Here is a 19379-nt window from a genome sequence, read left to right on the forward strand (position 1 = left end):
TGCCTATTTAGAGAAGCGGATCGAGGAAGAACTTCTTGTCCGGATTCGGCTCCTTGGTCGGCTTGGAGACGTCACCGCCCTTGGTCGCGTGCGCACTCGGCGGGTCGAGAGGGCCTTTGCGGCCACATCCGACGACGGCAAGGCCGACGACCGAAAGCACGACGGCCAGGCGGATGATGTGCGGCATGTTGATCTGCATCGAAATCCTCTTGGGCGACAAACGCGAAAGTCACTCTTCTTAGCGAAATTTCCCGCGCTTGTGCACCCCGATTGTTTGAGTGCGTTTGCGTCGTCGTCTCAGTTGCGGGCGCGCCAGAAGGCGATCTGCTTGCGCACTTCTGACGGTGCCGTGCCGCCGAAGCTCTTGCGGCTGGCGACGGAGGCTTCGACCGTCAGAACATCGAAGATCTTGTCGGTGATGGCGGGGTGGATCGCCTGCAGCTCCTCGAGAGACAGCTGGGCGAGCTCGCAGGACTTGCTTTCGGCAAGCGCCACGGCGCGGCCCGTGACATGGTGCGCGTCGCGGAAGGGCAGGCCTGCCTCGCGCACCAGCCAGTCGGCGAGATCGGTTGCGGTCGAATAACCGGAGCCGGCGGCGGCCTTCATGCGCTCTGTGTTGATCGTCATGTCGCGCATCATGCCGGTCATGGCGGCAATTGCCAGCTCGAGGCTTTCGGCAGCGTCGAAGACCTGCTCCTTGTCTTCCTGCATGTCCTTGGAATAGGCGAGCGGCAGGCCCTTCATGATGGTCAGGAGCGCCACCAGAGAGCCGTTGATGCGGCCGGTCTTGGCGCGCACGAGCTCGGCTGCATCCGGGTTTTTCTTCTGCGGCATGATCGAGGAGCCGGTGGAGAAGGCATCGGACAGGCGCACGAAGCCGAATTGCGGCGTCGACCAGATGACGATCTCCTCGGCAAGCCGTGACAGATGCATGCCCGCGATGGCAGCGATCGACAGGAATTCAAGGGCGAAATCGCGGTCGGAGACCGTGTCGATCGAATTGCGGGTGGGCTCACGGAAGCCGAGCGACTTGGCCGTCATGTGGCGGTCGATCGGGAAACCGGTGCCGGCGAGTGCGGCGGCGCCGATCGGCGATTCGTCCATATGCTCGATGGCGTGGCGAACGCGCGAGCGGTCGCGGCCGAACATCTCGACATAGGCCATGCAATGATGGCCGAAGGTGACGGGCTGCGCCGTCTGCAGATGGGTGAAGCCGGGCATGACGGTTTCGGCATGTTCTTCGGCGCGGTCGAGGAAGGCCGCGATCAGCTCGGTCAGTGCCTGTTCGCACTTCTGCAGCTCTTCCTTCACCCAGAGGCGGAAATCGAGGGCCACCTGGTCGTTGCGCGAGCGGGCGGTGTGCAGGCGTCCGGCGGCGGGGCCGATCAGCGTCGCCAGCCGCGCCTCGACGTTCATGTGGATGTCCTCGAGGCGGCGGGAGAATTCGAAATTGCCGCTCTCGATCTCTGACAAGATCGTGTTCAGGCCGTGAACGATCTTGTCTTTATCCTCGGTTGAAATGATGCCTTGATGGGCGAGCATGCTCGCATGCGCGATTGAGCCGCGGATATCCTGTGCAAACAGCTTCTTGTCGAAACCGATCGAGGCATTTATCTCCTCCATGATCGCCGCGGGGCCGGAAGCGAAACGCCCGCCCCACATCTGGTTGGAGGATTTGGTGTCCGTGCCGTCAGTCATGAGATGCCCACCTGGAGAATGAAATGACAGCAAAGAAGCCGTTCGGTCTGCCGTCCATGAAACTCGTTGTACTTGCTGCCGTCGCTGGGATTATTGCCGGTGCGGCAGCGGTATACGTGAAGGAGGCGGGGTATGGCAATGGCGTTGGTGAAACGGCATCGGCCGATCAATGCAAGACGGCAAAGGATCGCGCTGCGGCCCTGACGCCTTTCACCAAGGGACAGGTCGCAGCCATGAGCGCGGCGCCGGTGCCGATATCGCTTAAGGATGTTTCGTTCAAGGGTGCCGAGGGGCAACCGCTATCAATCGGCAGCTTTGCCGGCAAGACGCTGCTGCTGAACGTGTGGGCGACGTGGTGCGTGCCGTGCCGCGAGGAAATGCCGGCGTTGAACGCGCTCGAAAAGAGCGTCGGCAGCGACAAATTCGAAGTGGTTGCCGTCAATATCGACACGGGCGACGAGGAAAAGACGAAAGCCTTCCGCACGGAATATGCCATCGACAAGCTTGGCTACTATCGCGACAACACCATGGGCGTGTTCAATGTGCTGAAGAAGCAGGGGCTGGCGTTCGGCCTGCCGGTGACGCTGCTCATCGACGACAAGGGCTGCCTGATTTCAGCGATGAACGGCCCGGCTGCCTGGGACAGCGAGGATGCGAAGAACCTGGTGAAGGCGGCGGCGGGGATCTAGAGCATTTCCGCTTTTCTTCGAATCGCGAAAACGCTCTATCTTCTTGTTTTTTTACGCATTCCGGACGGAAAACCGCTGCGCACTTTTCCTGGAAATGCTCTAAGCGGCCTTTCTGGCTCATCATCCGCGCGTGAAAAGCTGCTCTGCCCTCATCCAGATGTGCGCAGGCCAAAGGCCGGAGCCTCGAAGGATTAGGGTCGGCCTCAAGGGCGTCGATAAGATTACCGTGTCGGAACCGGTACTTCGCCGCGATAATCGTAGAAGCCACGTCCGGATTTACGGCCGAGCCAGCCGGCTTCGACATACTTAACCAGCAGCGGGCAGGGGCGGTACTTCGAATCGGCGAGCCCGTCATGCAGCACCTGCATGATCGAGAGACAGGTATCGAGGCCGATGAAGTCGGCGAGCTGCAGCGGCCCCATCGGATGATTGGCGCCGAGCCGCATGGCGGTGTCGATTGCGTCGACTGTGCCGACACCTTCATAGAGCGTATAGATCGCCTCATTGATCATCGGCAGCAGGATGCGGTTGACGATGAACGCCGGGAAGTCCTCGGCGACGGTGATCGTCTTTTCCAGCGAGCTGACATATTCCTTGGCGGCGGAGAAGGTGGATTCGTCGGTTGCGATGCCGCGCACCAGTTCCACCAGCTTCATCACCGGAACCGGATTCATGAAGTGAATGCCCATGAAACGTTCCGGCCGGTCGGTGGCGGAAGCCAGGCGGGTGATCGACAGCGACGAGGTGTTGGTGGCAAGCAGCGCCTCGGGCTTCAGAACCGGGCACACCTGGGAATAGATCTTGCGCTTGACGCTTTCATCCTCGGTCGCAGCTTCGATAGCGAGATCGACCTGGGCGAGATCGTTGAGATCGTTCGACCCGGTGATACGGGCAAGCGCTGCCTTGCGGTCCTCGTCGCTGGTCTTGCCGGAGGTGACCTGGCGCGCGAGGTTGCCGTTGATGGTGGCAAGCCCGCTTTCGATACGATCCTGCGACAGATCGTAGATGTGGACCTTGTAGCCGGCCATGGCGGATACGTGGGCGATCCCGCAGCCCATCTGGCCCGCGCCGATAATACCGATCGTCTTCAGCGAACTCATTGCCAACTCCCCGGCGGCGCGCTCTTGGCGGTGCGCTATGCTCTTAACCACAAATTTGCCGGGCCATTTCTAGCCCGGCCCAGATTGATAGACCTATAAGAGACGATTTTCCAGTCTCTCGCAACTGCGAGAAAAATAATCGGCGCGATCAAAGCGCCTTTTGCAATTCCGGCAGTGCTTCGAAGAGGTCAGCGACGAGGCCGTAGTCGGCGATCTGGAAGATCGGGGCTTCCTCGTCCTTGTTGATGGCGACGATGACCTTCGAGTCTTTCATGCCGGCCAGATGCTGAATGGCGCCGGAAATGCCGCAGGCGATATAGAGCTGCGGTGCGACCACCTTGCCGGTCTGGCCCACCTGCCAGTCGTTCGGCGCATAGCCGGCATCGACAGCAGCGCGCGATGCACCGACGGCAGCACCGAGCTTGTCGGCAACGGGAAGGATGACTTCGCGGAACTTTTCCGCCGAGCCGAGCGCGCGCCCGCCGGAGATGATGATCTTGGCGGAGGTCAGCTCCGGACGATCCGACGACGACAGTGCATCGCCGACGAAGGTCGAGAGACCGGGGTTTGCGGCAGCCGGCACCGTCTCGATCGCAGCCGAACCGCCTTCGGCAGCGGAGGCGAACGAAGCCGTGCGCACGGTGATGACCTTCTTGGCATCGGTCGACTGTACGGTCTGGATGGCATTGCCGGCATAGATCGGCCGCTTGAAGGTATCGGCCGAGACCACTTCGATGATTTCCGAGACCTGGGCGACGTCGAGCAGGGCAGCAACGCGCGGCAGCACGTTCTTGCCGACCGAAGTGGCAGCACCGATGATGGTGTCATAGGCGCCGGCAAGCGAAACGATCAGCGCCGCCAGCGGTTCGGCGAGATTGTTGGCAAGGCTTGCGTCCTCGGCGACCAGAACCTTGGAAACGCCTGATAGTTTTGCCGCCTGACCGGCCGCAGCCTGAGCGCCAGCGCCGGCCACAAGCACATGCACATCGGCTCCTGACGTGCTGGCGATCTTGGCAGCCGCCGTCAGCGCCTTGGCGGTCTGGTCGGAGAGGTGGGCATTGTCGTGATCAGCCAGAAGAAGAATGGCCATGATGTCTAACTCCTCGTTCGGACTGGTTTAAAGCACGCCGGCTTCGGTCTTGAGCTTCTCGATGAGCTCTGCGACCGACTTGACCTTGACGCCAGCCTTGCGGCCGCCGGGCTCTTCCGTCTTCAGCACCTTCAGCCGCGGCTCGGTCGACACGCCGAAATCGGCTGGTGTCTTCTTGTCGAGCGGCTTCTTCTTGGCCTTCATGATGTTCGGCAGCGAGGCGTAGCGTGGCTCGTTGAGGCGCAGGTCCGTGGTCACGACCGCCGGCAGCTTGACCTCGATGGTCTGCAGGCCGCCGTCGACTTCGCGGGTGACCTGTGCTTTGCCATCGCCGATCTCGATCTTCGAGGCGAAGGTGGCTTGGGCCGTGCCCAGCAATGCCGCCAGCATCTGGCCGGTCTGGTTCGAATCATCATCGATCGCCTGCTTGCCGACGATGATCAGGCCCGGCTGTTCGGCCTCGGCGACGCCCTTGAGGATCTTGGCGACGGCGAGCGGCTCAACCGCATCGTCGGTCTCGACCAAGATGGCGCGGTCCGCGCCCATGGCGAGCGCCGTGCGCAGCGTTTCCTCGGCCTTGGCAGGCCCGATCGACACGACCACCACTTCCTCGGCCTTGCCGGCTTCCTTCAGACGCAGCGCCTCTTCGACCGAGATCTCGTCGAACGGGTTCATCGACATCTTCACGTTCGAAAGCTCAACGCCAGAACCATCCGGCTTCACGCGGATCTTTACGTTGTAGTCAACGACCCGCTTAACGGGAACCAGTATCTTCATGGAATCCTTCCTTCAACATGACTGCCCAAGAACATGCGCTGCCCAGCGCCATTCCATTTGTCGAATGGCGACATGGATACGCGTTTTTTCCCCAAATACAACGCTTCGAGGCCGCGGAGAGACGAATTGCTTTAAACGCATAAATAACGTTTACGTCAACGTCAATATGACTGCTTCTGCTGACTGGCGTTAGTCCCTATCGATTCTTACCCGGGACCCACAACACATCGGCGCGGCCACGATCATTGGCATGCCGTGCGGCAACGAAGAGAAAATCGGACAGCCGGTTGATGTATTTCAGTGCCGCCGGGCTCACGCGTTCGCCTTTACTGCGCGACAGCGCCACCATGAGGCGCTCTGCGCGCCGCGCAATCGTGCGGGCAAGGTGCAGATGGGCGGAAGCCGGGCCGCCGGCCGGGAGAACAAAAGATCTCAAGGGCTCGAGATCGGCATTGAGCGCGTCTATATGGCGTTCGAGACGTTCAACCTGATGGTCGATGATGCGCAACGGCTCATAGGCCGGCGGCTCGTCCGTCTCAGGCGTCGAAAGATCGGCGCCGAGATCGAAGAGATCGTTCTGGATCCGCATCAGCATGGCATCGAGAGCGGGCATATCGGCCATATGCAGCCGGGCGACGCCGATGGCGGAATTGGTTTCGTCGACGGTGCCGTAGCTTTCGACGCGCAAGTCGTGCTTCAGCCGTCTCGGGCCGGCGACGAGGCCTGTGGTGCCGTCATCGCCGGTCTTGGTATAGATCTTGTTGAGCTTGACCATCGTCTTCCTGTGGTTAGAGCCTTTCGCTTTTCTTCGGATCGCGAAACGCTCTATCCCTTTGTTTTACGCAATTCTGGATGGAAAACCGCTACGCACTTTTCCTGGAATTGCCTTCGAGCATGATGCAGAAAACTGTGAGCGGTTTTCGGACGACATCCGGCTCTACTTCTTTGATTCTAGAGCGGATTCAGATTTCAGGTCGATTCGACCTAAAATCATCCGGCTCTAGGCCGGGCGGCCGCCGCCCGTCAGCCACAGCGTCAGCATGATCAGGATGACCGCGACTGCCTGTAGCAGAACGCGCAGCTGCATCAGCCGGTTCGAAAGGTTGGGATTGTCGCCTTTCATCATGTTCAGCAGGCCGCGAACGAGTACGATCGCGACGAGACCCATGACAATGATGGCGGCAACATAAGTAACGGTCGACATGGTTCCTCCACCCTTGTCTTCAGAGCAGCCAAGCTTTTCACGGAAGCTCGAAGCTGCCCCATATCACGGCTTCCGCGCAATCCCGGACGGAAAACCGCAGCGCGCTTTTCCCGAGATTGCTCTAGTCCAGCCGGCGCATCAGACGATAGAAAAGGCTAGCCGGCAATAGCCTTTTCAAGAGCACGCCCTGCTTGGCGGGCGTCGTTACCAGATAATGTGGGCGCGGGCTTCTCACATTCAAAGCTGATTTTAGCACATCATAGACCGCTTCGGGGCCTAATTTGTGTTTGCTGATCGGTCCGGAGCCATCCAGCCGCCGCAACTGCCGCCGGTATTCGACAGCGTGGGCGGAGCCCTCGAGGTCGATATGCTCGTGAAGCTTGACGAGCGCATTGGTGGTGAAGCGCGTCGCAATCGGACCAGGCTCGATGAGGCTGACATGGATGCCGCTATCCTGCAGCTCCATCCTGAGCGTGATCGTCAGCCCCTCAAGCGCGAATTTCGAGGCGGTATAGGCGCCACGGAAGCGATAGGGGATCAGCCCGAGGATGGACGAGCAATTGACGATACGGCCATGGCCTTGCTTGCGCATCAGCGGAATGATCTGGCGCGTGAGCTCGTGCCAGCCGAAGAAATTCGTCTCGAACTGTTCGCGCAATACATCGGTCGCCAGGTCTTCGACGGCGCCGGTCTGGCCGTAGGCGCCATTGTTGAAGAGGGCGTCGATGCGGTCGCCGGTGCGCTCCCGCACCGTTGCCACGGTGGCGGAAATCGTTTCGGGCCGGGTGTAATCGAGGAGAAGCGCTTCGATGCCGTCGGCTTCGAGCGGGGCCAGATCCTCTTGCCTGCGCACGGTTGCAAACACGCGCCATCCGTCAGTCTTCAGCGCCCGCGCGCAATGGGCGCCGATTCCGGAGGAGCAACCAGTCAACAGGATAATGCGTTGTTCCGTCATAGGATGATTCCTGTACAAATCAGGTCTCGTTTCCCATATTCAGGGACCCGACACAATCGACAACCGGCAGGTGAATGCCGATGTCAGGCGGAGATGGAATGCCGACAGCCCTGCGGACGATCTACAAGGTGATTTACGACGCAGTGTTCCATTTCGTCGAGGATGACGGGTTCGCCATGGCAAGCCATGTGGCGCTTTCGACATTGCTCGCGGTTTTCCCCTTCCTGATCTTCGGCACGGCGCTGGCAAGCTTTCTCGGCGCCAGCCAGTTTTCGTCGACGGCGGTGCATCTGATCTTCGACACCTGGCCGGAGGCCATCGCCAAGCCCGTGGCCGATCAGGTCGTGCAGGTGCTGACCATTCCGCGCGGCGGCCTTTTGACGATCTCCGTGCTTGCGGCCGCCTATTTCGCCTCGAACGGTGTCGAGGCGCTGCGCATCTCGCTTAACCGCGCCTATCGCGTGCTGGAAACCCGGCCCTGGTATTTCAATCGCCTTGCGAGCCTCGGCTACGTGCTGATCGCGGTGCTGATCTTTGCCATCCTCAGCATCCTGCTCGTTGCTGTGCCGCTGGCGCTCAACTACACCCGGCAATGGCTGCCGAAGCTCGCGGATATTCTCGACATCGTCTTCAGCTGGCGGATCTACGGCACGATCTTCCTGCTTCTGGCGGGGCTGATGATCCTGCATTTGTGGCTCGCGGCTGGGCGCAGACGGCTGCTCGACGTGATCCCCGGCGTGTTGCTGACCTTGATCTTCTGGTCGGTCGGGGCGCTGCTCTTTGCCTATTATCTCTCGACCTTCGCCAATTATACCGCGACCTATGCCGGCCTGGCGTCGGTGATGATCGTGCTGATCTTCCTCTATATGCTGGCCGTGATCTTCATCATGGGGGCGGAGATCAACGCGGCGCTGATGAAATTCCGCGTGCGGCGGCTGCTCTTCGGCAAGGCAGCGAGCCGTGCGGCTGAAGCCCCATCTGAAAAAGCGTCATCCGAATCAGACGCCGATGCGGCGGCGAAGCTCCACCGGTGAAAGGCCCTGCCGGTGCCATTCGGCAATGCCGGTGTCGCCCATGCTCTTGGACAGCTTCTTGCCGTCGCTGCCGAGGAGCAGGCGGTGATGATGGTAGAGCGGTTCCGGCAGGCCAAGCAGCGTCTGCAGCAGGCGATGGATCGAGGTGGCGTGAAAGAGGTCGAGCCCGCGCACCACATGGGTGATGCCTTGCACCGCGTCATCGACGACGACAGAAAGATGATAGCTTGAGGGTGCATCGGAGCGCGACAGCACGACGTCGCCCCAGGCAGCGGGGTCGGCCGGGATGGCACCTGTCTCGCCGTCGCCGCTTTCCTGCCAGTGGAGCGGTCCGCGCGCAGCCGCCAGCGCCTTTTCCATGTCGAGACGCCACGCATGTTTCATGCCCGATGCCAGCAGCCGTTGCCGCTCTGCATCGCTGCGCTCGCGGTCGTCGGAGGGATAGAGCGGCGTGCCATCCGGGTCGCGCGGCCATGGCCGGCCATCCGACTCGAGGGCGGCGACGCGTGCCTTGACTTCGCCGCGGGTCAGGAAGGCCGGATAGACGAGGCCGCGCTCGATAAGCGTCTGCAACGCTTCCTGATAGGCCGGAAAATGTGCGGACTGCCGACGCACCGGCTCCTGCCAGCGAAGACCGAGCCAGGAAAGATCTGAATAGATGCCCGTTTCGAAATCGGGTGTGCAGCGCGTCTGGTCTATGTCTTCGATGCGCAGCAGGAAATCGCCGCCAGCTTTTGCCGCCATATCGTGGTTGAGGATGGCCGACAGCGCATGGCCGAGATGCAATGGGCCGTTAGGGCTCGGAGCAAAGCGGAATTTCGGCTTTTGACGGGAAATCTCGATCATGCTTTCTTCTGCCACGAATTTTAACCGGGGACTACGAGACGTCATGCAGATCATTCGCGACGAGCGCGATATCGAACAGGGACTCGCCGCCTTATTGGAGATTGATCCGCGCCTGCGGCCAGTTGCCGCAGAGGCGGGCGCTTTGCCGCTGCGTCTGCGCGAACCGGGCTTCGAAGGGCTCGCCCACATCATCGTTTCGCAGGTCGTCTCCCGGGCCAGCGCCGATGCGATCTGGGGGAAGATGATCGCCGGGATGGGTCAAGTAACCGCCGAGGGCTATGAGGGCCTGGAGCCTGAGACATGGCGAACCTTCGGCCTCTCGCGAATCAAGCATGATACGCTGGCCCGCGTGGCCGATGCGGTTGCCGGCGGCGGCCTCGATCTGCATGCGCTCAGCGCTGAATCACCGGAAAGGGCGCTTTCCGAGCTGACGTCCATCAAGGGAATCGGCCCCTGGACGGCCGAGGTCTACCTGATGTTTTGCGGCGGTCACGCAGATGTGTTTCCGGCGGGCGACGTGGCACTGCAGGCGGCTGTCGGCATGGCTTTCGGTCATGAAGTCAGGCCCTTGGCCAAGGCTGTCGCCCGGGAAGCGGCGGTTTGGGCGCCCTGGCGCTCGGTCGCGGCCCGGCTTTTCTGGGCCTATTACGCCGTGAAGACGCGGCGGGATGCGCTGCCCATAGTTTAATCGGCCGCCTCTCCGGATCGCTGCTTTGCACTGAATTTATTGGACTTCACAATCCTGTAACAACCGGCCTAATATACAGGTGTAGATGCCGAATCGATCAGGAGGGTTCCTTGACGATTGCAGTCTCCCCGCAGTCCTTGCCGGCGCTCGTGCTGAACGCTGACTACAGACCGCTGAGTTATTATCCCTTGTCGCTCTGGTCCTGGCAGGACGCGATCAAGGCGGTCTTCCTTGACCGTGTGAATATCATTGCAGAATACGATCATAGCGTTTCGTCGCCGAGCTTCTCCATGCGGCTGCCGAGCGTCGTCTGCCTGAAGACATATGTGCAGCCATCCCGCAATCCTGCCTTCACCCGGTTCAACGTCTTCCTGCGCGACCGTTTCGAATGCCAGTATTGCGGATCGCACGACGACCTGACCTTCGACCATGTCATCCCGCGTGCTCATGGCGGCGAGACGACCTGGGAGAATGTGGTTGCAGCCTGCTCGCCGTGCAATCTGCGCAAGGGCAGCAAGCTGCCGAAACAGGCCGGCATGTTCCCGGCGCAGAAGCCATATCAGCCGAGCGTGCAGGACCTGCACAACAACGGCCGCCTGTTCCCGCCGAACTATCTGCACGACAGCTGGCTCGACTATCTCTACTGGGATTCGGAACTGCAGCCGTAAGGTCGCGTTGGCGACTGGGCGCGAGGAGGGCGCGGTACCCCCCTCTGTCCCTTTCGGGACATCTCCCCCACAAGGGGGGAGATCGGTAATTCCCTGCTCTCCCTCGCCTCAAACAAGCATTGAGTCAGCTGCAATTACCGCTTGCCGTTTTATGGGGATGGTCAGCAACAAACTCCAACCAATCTCCCCCTTGTGGGGCAGGGGAATCGCATATGGAGTGAGGTGGTTGCCGCAGCCCCGTTCTCCCCAGCGGGGAGAAGGTGCCGACAGGCGGATGAGGGGGAAGCCGCGCGCGGGAAAGTGCCTGATTTCAAGGAGGCTTGGCCCCCTCATCCGACCCCTCGGGCCACCTTCTCCCCGAGGGGAGAAGGAGATTGCACCGACGAGCGACCTCATGTGCGATTGCCCTGCCTTGTGGAGGAGATGTCGCGACAGCGACAGAGAGGGGGTATCAGAGCCACGGCATACGATGGATCGCGGCCGTCTGGCCAAAGATCACGCCGCCTTCTTCGCCCCAACAAATGCGATCGCTGCCAGAATCACGCTGGCGATCACATTCCAGCCGGCCATCGACAGGCCGAGGACGCGAAGGGCTGCTTCTGTGCAGGATGGGCCCTTGATGCTGTTCAGCTGGCCGAGCAGGTCGCCGGCATTCTGCGTGACGCTGCTGGCGGATGTCGAGCAGGTGGTCGGGCCTTCCCAGAAGTGCCATTCGACGCCTGAGTGATAGACGCCGATGCCGCCGCCGACAACCATCATCAGGCCGGCAATGATCAGCAGGCCGCGGGTGATCCAGGAGGGCAGGCCGGCAACGGCCGTCAGGGCCGCGACGATCGCGACTGGAATGCCGTAATAATAGGGCTGGCGCTGCTCCAGGCAGAGCGCGCAAGGGATATAGCCGCCGATGTGCTCGAAGCCGAGCGCCGAGCCGATGACGACGACCATGCCGATCGTCAGCAATGCACTATAGCCGAGGCCGGCGCGGGAGAAAGGCGAAGTCGTGGACATGCTAGGTGGCTCCTTGGTCAACTTGCCAGGGCAAAATGGAAGATGCCGTAAAGGGCGATGAGAACGGCGGCGGCTGCCATGACGATCTGGCCGAGGCGCTTCTCGATGAAATGGCGGATGGATTCGCCATAGCGGCGCAGCAGGAACGCCAGGAAGAAGAAGCGCGCGCCGCGGGCGACGATGGCCGAGACGATGAACAGGCCGAGATCGATATGGGCGACGCCGGACAGGATCGTCACCACCTTGATCGGCGGCAGATGTGCCAGGCCCGATGTGACCAGCAGCAGCAGAACCCATCCGTAGGTGACGCCAGCGCTCATCTGGTTGAAGGCGTCGAGCTTGCCGTAGAATTCGAGGATCGGCTTGGCGATGGTCTCGAAGGCGTAATAGCCGAGCGCCCAGCCGGCAATGCCGCCAAGCACGGAGGCGACCGTCGCCGTCAGTGCATAGCGCCAGGCGCGCTCGGGCTTGGCGAGCGACATCGGCAGGAACAGGACGTCAGCCGGAACGAGAAAGATGGAACTCTCGACGAAGGCGATAACGGCCAACCAGATTTCCGCCGATTTGCGGCCGGCGAGCGACATGGTCCAATCGTAAAGTTTACGAAGCATGAGGGCCCCTTTTTGCTGCGTTGCAAACCTTTAGGGGGCAGGATTATGGCTGTAAATGGTCGGGGGCTGACGGAAGCCGCAGAAAATCAAAATTTTTCGTGATGGTGGGGGCTATGGAGAGGTAGCGATCTCACGCTTTCAGCCGTCGTTCTCAGTAATACTCGGCACGTATTTCGTTTAGAACAACACGGACGACGCGATAGACATACAGGAAGCTGGCGAGGCTATACCGATCATGAGCGTTTCGTGACCAATGCGCCATGCACCTGGATATGTCTAGCCTCGATGGGGGCTCCCGTTGTGAAATGCGGGCCATCGGGGGCAAACAATGATTAGGCGGACCAGGTAAACTGGGTGGAGAACCCCCGCAACGCATCAAACATGTTGATGTATTTCACATCAAAGGCGTTGCAGACATCGGGGATCAGAACCCTCCTTTTCGAATTTGGGCTGGGCAACTCATGAGTGACCACCGTAGCGCCCATGCTCCTTGCTTTCGCGATCAGCCATGGATCAGCATCGTCAAGAAATTTTGCAACAGCCTGCGTTGTATATTGTCCAGACGAGATGTGGCTAGCGATTTCTCCGAAATTGACCTGAGTTTCACCGTCGTCGACCTTCAAGAACCAATCAGCATCTTTTCGATCATGCGCCCACGCCGACAGCTCGTCATCTCCGCGAGTCAGCTCATCCCTGAGGTTCACGATAGAGGCAACTTTTTCACCGCAGGCAGTATCCATCCAGTCCCAAAAGCCGGGGCAAATGTCGAATGCATAATAGCGATTTTTTGCTTCGATAAAGACATTCGTATCGAGCAGGAAATTCATTGCGCAGCTCGTGTTTTATTGTGGAAGGCCATAAGCGTGGCCGGTTGGGTGTTTAGAAGGGTTGCGGCATGTTTCAGTAACAGGCGCCCGCTCATCGCTTGCGTCATCACCGCGTTGGTGAATCTTATTCCGTTGCGCAGCGGGAGGTTGTTGTAAAAGCTGCCGCCGCTTTCACTATCTGCTTTTGCTTCCTCCCAGCCAGCGCTTTCGAACGCATAGAAGCTTTTGTAATGGCTCTCGTCGATAAGCCCCAAATCGAATGCACGGCGAGCGATAACGATACGGCTCACCTTGTAGATCCTCGCCAATCGATCGGTATTGCTGATGACAGAGGATTCGTGATCCCAACGGCTTGCAAAGCCGTCTTTCGGAACCAGAAACTCGGCGGCGATCTGATTGCACTTCTGCTCTATTGCTCGGCTAACGCCATAGTCGGACTCACCTATGAAGACGTTCGAAACTCCGCTGGTGCCGATCCATATGTGCGCAAGCTCGTGCGCAAGCGTAAAAATTTGCGCAGCTTTGGCGTCTCTACCGTTGATAAAGATCAGCGGCACCAACGGATCACTTATAGCAAATCCGCGGAACTGGCTAACGGACAAAGGCCTATGGGTGTTACTTCCAACAATACCGTTCCGGATAACCCATATGCCAGCATCCTCGGCCTTGCCGATTAGCATTCGAAGGTGTGTCTCCCAATTGGCTGTTGTCGGCTCTCCAGAGGTTCCATACAGCGTTTTGCGAATGTCAGCGGCAACCATTTCCGGATCAGCGTCCTTGGAGAACCTGCTCACGAAGGCGAGCTTGGGATCATCATAGGCTATCAAATAGTCTTTGAACCAATCCCGCTTGAAGAGGATGTCATTGAGCAGATCCTTGAAATTCGCATCCAGGCGCTTGGAAGGGTCGCTTCCGACCGTTCTAAGATCGGGAATCGGCAATTCTTCCTCTGGTGGCTCCTTCAGAAAAAGGTAGCCAAACGGGATGTGCAACACGGAGGAAAGCGACTTAGCCTGGCGAAATGTAGGTCGTTCAATGCCCTCAAGCCATTCGGCCAATCGCTCAGGCTTCACCGGCACCTTTTTGGCAACGGCGTCGAGTGGCATATCGGCGCGATTTACGGCCCAAGCCAGTATCTTTTCATTGATCAGCGCTTCACTCATGCCGATGGAACGTCCAAGGCCGCGACAGGTTCTGTGATACATAGCAGAATTTGTTTATGGAAGCTTGCGCAGGCCATTACGGGCAACTTTTTTGATGTGGTGGCTAAGGCGAGGCCCGTCAAGTCGACTTGGGCAATAGGAGGTCGAGGTAGATCGGCTGCCGGCATGGGCAAGAAGATTTAGCCCCGCATCAAGCAAAGATAGATTACGAGGGTATATAAACAATTAGGCGAAGCTAATTTCGCGTGTTTTCTATGCGGTTGCTTGAGAAAAATGGTGCCCCATGCCGGAGTCGAACCAGCACTTCTTTCGAAACTCGATTTTGAGTCGAGCGCGTCTACCAATTCCGCCAATGGGGCAACGGATCATGACGAGGCGGCTGTCTAGCATGTGATCGGCTCGGCGCGCAAGCCGGGTGCGGCAGATATTGCGAGTGTTTCCGCAGGGTTGCGGTTTGGCCCATGGCGTGGGTGGACGCCATGGGCTTTTTGCCGTTTGGAGCTCAATGAGCCATGGCCGGGCCCTTGGTGGTGGAGCCGGACTTTTGCAGCGTGATCGCGAGGATCGCGGCGAGCAGGCAGAAGGCGCCGGCGACGAAGAAGGCGGGCAGGTAGGTGTTGAGTTCCGTGCGGGTGAGGCCGGCGCCATAGGCGGCGGTGGCGGCGCCGAGCTGGTGGCCGGCAAAGACCCAGCCGAAGACGAGTCCGGCCCTTTCGCGGCCAAAACGGTCGGCGGCGATCTTGACGGTCGGCGGCACGGTGGCGATCCAATCGAGTCCATAGAAGACGGCGAAAATCGACAGGCCGTAGAAGGTGAAGTTGCTGAAGGGCAGATAGACCAGCGACAGGCCGCGCAGGCCGTAATACCAGAAAAGCAGCCAGCGATTGTCGAAGCGGTCCGAGAGCCAGCCGGAGCCGATCGTGCCGAAGAAATCGAAGATGCCCATAACGGCGAGCACGCTGGCGGCCGCCACCGGCACGATGCCGAAATCGCCGCAGAGGGTGACGAAGTGCGTCTGGATCAGGCCGTTGGTCGACAGGCCGCAGATGAAGAAGGTGGCAAACAGGATCCAGAAGGTAGAGGTCGTGGAGGCCTCCCGCAGAATTGCGATCGGCGAGGCGAGCGCGGCCTTCAGGTTTCTGGTGGCCGGCGGCGGAGGCGTGATGTGCACTTCGCCGACCAGCGGCAGATTGACGTCCGAGGGGCGGTCACGCATCAAAAGCAGCACGACGAAGGCGGCAACGACGATCATGCCGCAGACGAAGATCACGGTTGCGCGCCAGCCGTAGCGCGTTGTCAGCTCGGCCATCAGCGGCAGGAAGACGAGCTGTCCCGTGGCCGAGCTTGCCGAGAGCATGCCGATGACGAGGCCGCGATGCTTGGTGAACCAGCGCGTCGAGACGGTCGCCGCCAGCACCATGGCGGTGAGGCCAGTGCCGAAGCCGATGATGATGCCCCAGCATAGTAGCAGCTGCCAGACTTGGGTCATGAAGAGCGAGCCGATGAAGCCGACGCAGATGGTGCCCAGCGCGAAGACGATGACCTTGCGCACGCCGAAATGGTTCATAAAGGCAGCGGCAAACGGACCCATCAGGCCGAACAGCAACAATCGGACGGCAAGCGCCGAGGAGATGGAGGAGGTGCTCCAGCCGAACTCATCTTCCAGCGGCTTGATGAGCACGCCGGGCGCGCCCATGGCGCCGGCCGTGACGAGCATGGTGAGAAAGGTGGCGGCGACGACGACCCATCCATAGTGGATGTTGCGCCGGGCGAGCGTCGAAGCAAGGGCAGTGGAAACCATGGGGTGCGTTCCGATAAAGTTGCGTGGCTTGACGTCTGAAACGAGAGAGTTGCGAGAGCGCTCGATCGCGGACGGCCAGGGGGTACCGTATCCGCTTCTAGCGTCTTGCCGTTCTCCCGGCTTGAACGTTTGTGCAAAGGCATTTACATGATTGTTATCATATTTGTTTTGTATTGATGATGGTCATCATGTAAATTGTCAATACAGATTTATTGATGCTCTGATGGAGTTTTTTGATGAGAGTGAGCCGGGAAAAATTCGCTGAGAACCGCGAGAAGATCCTTGCCGTGGCAGGGGAGCTCTTTCGCGAGAAGGGTTTCGACGGCATCGGCGTTGCCGACATCATGAAGGCTGCCGGACTGACGCATGGCGGCTTCTACGGCCATTTCGATTCGAAGGACGAGCTAGCCTGCGAGGCGAGCAAGGCGCTGGTGGCCCGCTCGCTGGAGCGCTGGAAACAGGTGGCGGCAAGCTCGCCCGATCAGCCGCTGGAAGCGCTGCTGGCTCACTATCTCTCGCATCGCAATGTAGTCGAGCATGCGACCGGCTGCGTTTTCGCGGCGCTGACGCAGGAGGTCAGCCGCCACGGCCCTGAAATGCAGTCCACCTTTACCGGCGGCCTCGTAGGATTGGTGGAGGTTCTCGCGGAGATCGTTCCTGGCGAGACGCCGGAGGATCGCCGCCGCAAGGCTTTCGCCAGCCTCTCGGCCATGGTCGGCGCCGTCATTCTGGCGCGGGCGATGGATAGTCCCGAGCTGTCGCAGGAATTCCTGTCGGCGACCCGGCAGGAGCTGACGCCCCAGCCGGATAAGGATGAGGCCTGAGCCCAAGGCGGCCGGGTGCTTTGCCCGCCGGCTTGATGTCCACGAATTCAATCGCGGAAGGCGAGCAGCCCGTTCGCCTCGACAATTTCCCTGAACTTGCCGTCAGGTGCGGCTTCCAGAAGCCTGGCGCGCAAGGCAGCTTCGAAATCAGCCGCCTTTTCCCCGAGCGCCTGAGGCGAGGTTGACGACATCGAGAAGATGCGGCCGACGATGTCCTCGATACCTCTTGTATATTCCGAGACGATGCCAATGCGCTCGAGATTGCGGAAGGGCGAAGCCAGCAGCATGGCCTCATGCGGTGCCCATGCATTGCTCTTGCGCAGCAGCCGATCCGCATGGCGTTCGGGCGAATAGATTTCCGCCAGCGGTTCGAGGATCCCGCGCCAATCCGGCTCCGCCAGGATGCTCTTGTCGTGGAAGAGAACGACGGCGCCGCCCGGCTCGATTAGCCTGTCCAAGGCCTCAAGCGTTGCCGGCCTGTCCATCCAGTGGAAGGAGCGGCCCATGATGCAAAGGTGCAGACGGCCGATATCGGGGCCGAGATCGTAGGAGGAGCCCTGCCGGATAGTGACGTCCGCGCCGGTCGCTTTCGCGCCGGCCTCGACTTCGGCGAGCATTTCTGGCTCCGGATCCATGGCCGTGACGGCGGCGCCCTGCAGCCGCGCGAAAGCAATCCCGAGCTGCCCGGGACCGCAGCCGAGATCCAGAATATGATCGCCGGGCTTCAGGCCGCTGCGCTCGGCAACGCGCGTAATCAGCTTGTCCGGATAGGGGATGCGATAACGCAGGTAATAGGCCGCGGTCGACTGAAAGCGCCGCGCGTCGAATGGAACTGTGATCATGGATCATCATCCTCGGGGGTAAGGAACCTTGACCAGTTAAGCCTCAACTGTAACCTGCTCGTGAAGTCACTTTTGCGCGATTTGCAACGGTTCAAGCGGCTTTAGAGGTTGGGAGTGCCCCTCACCCCAGCCCTCTCCCCGCTTGCGGGGAGAGGGCTGGGGTGAGGGGCCAGGCAAACAGATGCGGCATCATTGTCCTTGCCTGACCCGCTCCAAACCCCAGCTCACTTGAACCCCGCAACCCCATGCGGGACATAGGGCGATTCCAGCGCCTCGATTTCCTCCGGCGTCAATTTGACTTCCAGGGAGGCGACGGCATCCGTGATGTGGCCGGGCTTGGAGGCGCCGACGATCGGTGCGGTTACGGCGCTCTTTTGCAGGATCCAGGCGGTCGCCACCTGCGCCCGCGGGATGCCGCGCGCCTTGGCCACAGTGCCGACGGCATCGACGATCTTGCGGTCCGCTTCGAGCGCCTGGGTGTAGAGCGTCTTGCCGAATTCGTCGGATTGCGTGCGGGCCGTGGCCTCGTCCCAATCGCGGGTGAGCCGGCCGCGGGCGAGCGGGCTCCAGGGAATGACAGCAATCTTCTGGTCCTCGCAGAAGGGCAGCATCTCGCGCTCCTCTTCGCGATAGAGCAGGTTCAAGTGATCCTGCATGCTGACGAACTCCGTCCAGCCGTTCAGGCGCGAGGTGTAGATCGCCTTAGCGAATTGCCAGGCGTACATGGAAGAGGCGCCGATGTAGCGGGCCTTGCCGGCCTTGACCACATCATGCAGCGCTTCCAGCGTTTCCTCGATCGGCGTCGTATAGTCCCAGCGATGGATCTGGTAGAGATCGACATAGTCGGTGCCGAGGCGACGCAGGCTGTTGTCGATCTCATCGAAGATCGCCTTGCGCGACAGGCCGGCACCGTTCGGGCCGGGGCGCATGCGGTTGAAGACCTTGGTGGCGAGCACGATATCATCGCGGCGCGCGAAATCCTTGATGGCGCGGCCAACGATTTCCTCCGAGGAGCCGTTGGAATAGGTGTTGGCCGTGTCGAGAAAATTGATGCCGGCCTCGATCGCCTGACGCAGCAGCGGGCGGCTTTCCTCCTCCTTCAATGACCAGGCATGCGTGCCCTTGTCTGGGTCGCCATAGGTCATGCAACCCAGGCAGATGCGCGAAACTTCAAGACCGGTTCTGCCAAGCTTTACGTGTTCCATCGATATTCTCCGTCCATTCGATTATCCGGCGCAATGAGGCCCGCCGTCGAGGGGCGGGCGGAATGCGTGCGTCACCTCGAGCGGTTCAGCTCTTCATGGAATCTCTGAACCGCTCTATCTCTTTATTGTTACGCAACTCCGGACGGAAAACCGCTGCGCACTTTTCCAGGAATTGCTCTAAAGTAAATCGGCGGGCCAAGCTTGCCGCCGGTTGGTGCGTCAGTTCGTGAAGAGCTTCGAAGTATTCTTCAATAAATAAGACGATTCGTCCGCCGGGGAAGACGGCAATCTCAAATGTTTCCTTGAACCCCAGGGGCGACAGGTGTTAGCTGCACCGCACCATTTTTGG

At 60.2% G+C, this 19379-nt stretch carries 21 protein-coding genes and 1 tRNA gene; 5 read left to right on the forward strand and 17 right to left on the reverse strand.

The annotated features are described in order from the left end of the window. Window positions 1–7: 7 nt before the first annotated feature. Both lptM and argH read right to left on the reverse strand, forming a co-directional pair. A complete protein-coding gene (lptM, locus tag QD409_RS09900) occupies window positions 8–199 on the reverse strand; it encodes an LPS translocon maturation chaperone LptM (protein ID WP_092853781.1) in 192 nt (63 codons plus the stop codon). Between the two features lie 98 nt (window positions 200–297). After that, on the reverse strand, window positions 298–1698 hold the full coding sequence (gene argH, locus QD409_RS09905) for an argininosuccinate lyase (protein WP_092853735.1): 1401 nt from the start codon (window positions 1696–1698) through the stop codon (window positions 298–300). Between the two features lie 23 nt (window positions 1699–1721). Here argH and tlpA point away from each other — a divergent pair, with 23 nt between their 5' ends. After that, window positions 1722–2387: a thiol:disulfide interchange protein TlpA gene (gene tlpA, locus QD409_RS09910; RefSeq protein WP_092853737.1), complete on the forward strand. Its 666-nt coding sequence runs from the start codon at window positions 1722–1724 to the stop codon at window positions 2385–2387. Window positions 2388–2608: 221 nt separating this feature from the next. Here the strand turns inward: tlpA and QD409_RS09915 are convergent, their stop codons facing one another. The 6 genes from QD409_RS09915 to QD409_RS09940 all read right to left on the reverse strand — a co-directional run bounded on the left by QD409_RS09915 (window position 2609) and on the right by QD409_RS09940 (window position 7513). Then, window positions 2609–3487, reverse strand: coding sequence for a 3-hydroxybutyryl-CoA dehydrogenase (locus QD409_RS09915; protein ID WP_092853739.1), 879 nt, complete (start codon window positions 3485–3487; stop codon window positions 2609–2611). Between the two features lie 148 nt (window positions 3488–3635). Beyond that, window positions 3636–4577, reverse strand: coding sequence for an electron transfer flavoprotein subunit alpha/FixB family protein (locus QD409_RS09920; RefSeq protein ID WP_430762570.1), 942 nt, complete (start codon window positions 4575–4577; stop codon window positions 3636–3638). A gap of 27 nt (window positions 4578–4604) precedes the next feature. After that, a complete protein-coding gene (locus QD409_RS09925) occupies window positions 4605–5354 on the reverse strand; it encodes an electron transfer flavoprotein subunit beta/FixA family protein (RefSeq protein WP_430762571.1) in 750 nt (249 codons plus the stop codon). 196 nt (window positions 5355–5550) lie between these two features. After that, window positions 5551–6129: a cob(I)yrinic acid a,c-diamide adenosyltransferase gene (locus QD409_RS09930; RefSeq protein ID WP_430762572.1), complete on the reverse strand. Its 579-nt coding sequence runs from the start codon at window positions 6127–6129 to the stop codon at window positions 5551–5553. A gap of 225 nt (window positions 6130–6354) precedes the next feature. Further along, complete coding sequence (locus tag QD409_RS09935; RefSeq protein WP_047630776.1) at window positions 6355–6558, reverse strand: twin transmembrane helix small protein; 204 nt, start codon at window positions 6556–6558, stop codon at window positions 6355–6357. Between the two features lie 121 nt (window positions 6559–6679). Then, entirely contained in the window at window positions 6680–7513 is an 834-nt protein-coding gene (locus QD409_RS09940; RefSeq protein ID WP_430762573.1) for an SDR family oxidoreductase, read from the reverse strand. Window positions 7514–7611: 98 nt separating this feature from the next. Here QD409_RS09940 and QD409_RS09945 point away from each other — a divergent pair, with 98 nt between their 5' ends. Continuing rightward, window positions 7612–8547 (forward strand): YihY/virulence factor BrkB family protein, encoded by a 936-nt coding sequence (locus QD409_RS09945; RefSeq protein WP_430762574.1) that lies wholly within the window; start codon window positions 7612–7614, stop codon window positions 8545–8547. On the opposite strand, the gene gluQRS is transcribed toward QD409_RS09945, so the two are convergent. After that, window positions 8512–9393 carry a tRNA glutamyl-Q(34) synthetase GluQRS gene (gene gluQRS / locus QD409_RS09950; protein ID WP_430762575.1) on the reverse strand — a complete coding sequence of 294 codons (882 nt, stop codon included), beginning with the start codon at window positions 9391–9393 and terminating at the stop codon, window positions 8512–8514. The two genes, QD409_RS09945 and gluQRS, sit on opposite strands and share 36 nt — an antisense overlap. Between gluQRS and QD409_RS09955 the strand changes: the two genes are divergently transcribed. Together QD409_RS09955 and QD409_RS09960 are read left to right on the forward strand one after the other, a co-directional pair. Next, entirely contained in the window at window positions 9392–10081 is a 690-nt protein-coding gene (locus QD409_RS09955) for a DNA-3-methyladenine glycosylase family protein (protein ID WP_430762576.1), read from the forward strand. The two genes, gluQRS and QD409_RS09955, sit on opposite strands and share 2 nt — an antisense overlap. Window positions 10082–10191: 110 nt before the next feature. Next, window positions 10192–10749, forward strand: coding sequence for an HNH endonuclease (locus tag QD409_RS09960; RefSeq protein ID WP_004118063.1), 558 nt, complete (start codon window positions 10192–10194; stop codon window positions 10747–10749). Window positions 10750–11244: 495 nt separating this feature from the next. On the opposite strand, the gene QD409_RS09965 is transcribed toward QD409_RS09960, so the two are convergent. The 6 genes from QD409_RS09965 to QD409_RS09990 form a co-directional block, all read right to left on the reverse strand. After that, the gene (locus tag QD409_RS09965; RefSeq protein WP_430762577.1) at window positions 11245–11757 is read right to left on the reverse strand and encodes a disulfide bond formation protein B; all 513 of its coding nucleotides are present in this window, start codon (window positions 11755–11757) and stop codon (window positions 11245–11247) included. A gap of 17 nt (window positions 11758–11774) precedes the next feature. Then, on the reverse strand, window positions 11775–12368 hold the full coding sequence (locus QD409_RS09970; RefSeq protein ID WP_430762578.1) for a YqaA family protein: 594 nt from the start codon (window positions 12366–12368) through the stop codon (window positions 11775–11777). Between the two features lie 332 nt (window positions 12369–12700). Continuing rightward, a complete protein-coding gene (locus QD409_RS09975) occupies window positions 12701–13195 on the reverse strand; it encodes a DUF4411 family protein (RefSeq protein ID WP_430762579.1) in 495 nt (164 codons plus the stop codon). Continuing rightward, on the reverse strand, window positions 13192–14358 hold the full coding sequence (locus QD409_RS09980; RefSeq protein WP_430762580.1) for an ImmA/IrrE family metallo-endopeptidase: 1167 nt from the start codon (window positions 14356–14358) through the stop codon (window positions 13192–13194). Before QD409_RS09980 ends, QD409_RS09975 begins: the two co-directional genes overlap by 4 nt. Before the next feature lie 274 nt (window positions 14359–14632). Next, window positions 14633–14717: transfer RNA gene (locus tag QD409_RS09985), tRNA-Leu, on the reverse strand. Between the two features lie 143 nt (window positions 14718–14860). Beyond that, entirely contained in the window at window positions 14861–16159 is a 1299-nt protein-coding gene (locus tag QD409_RS09990) for an MFS transporter (protein ID WP_430762581.1), read from the reverse strand. A 236-nt stretch (window positions 16160–16395) separates the two neighbouring features. On the opposite strand from QD409_RS09990, the gene QD409_RS09995 reads away from it, so the two are divergent. Further along, the gene (locus QD409_RS09995; RefSeq protein ID WP_430762582.1) at window positions 16396–16983 is read left to right on the forward strand and encodes a TetR/AcrR family transcriptional regulator; all 588 of its coding nucleotides are present in this window, start codon (window positions 16396–16398) and stop codon (window positions 16981–16983) included. Between the two features lie 47 nt (window positions 16984–17030). On the opposite strand, the gene QD409_RS10000 is transcribed toward QD409_RS09995, so the two are convergent. Both QD409_RS10000 and QD409_RS10005 read right to left on the reverse strand, forming a co-directional pair. Beyond that, window positions 17031–17825, reverse strand: coding sequence for a class I SAM-dependent methyltransferase (locus QD409_RS10000; RefSeq protein WP_430762583.1), 795 nt, complete (start codon window positions 17823–17825; stop codon window positions 17031–17033). A gap of 224 nt (window positions 17826–18049) precedes the next feature. Next, complete coding sequence (locus tag QD409_RS10005; RefSeq protein WP_430762584.1) at window positions 18050–19030, reverse strand: aldo/keto reductase; 981 nt, start codon at window positions 19028–19030, stop codon at window positions 18050–18052. Window positions 19031–19379: the final 349 nt, after the last annotated feature.

Source organism: Rhizobium sp. BR 315 (assembly GCF_050577975.1).
In the GTDB taxonomy this organism is placed as follows: Bacteria; Pseudomonadota; Alphaproteobacteria; order Rhizobiales; family Rhizobiaceae; genus Rhizobium; species Rhizobium miluonense.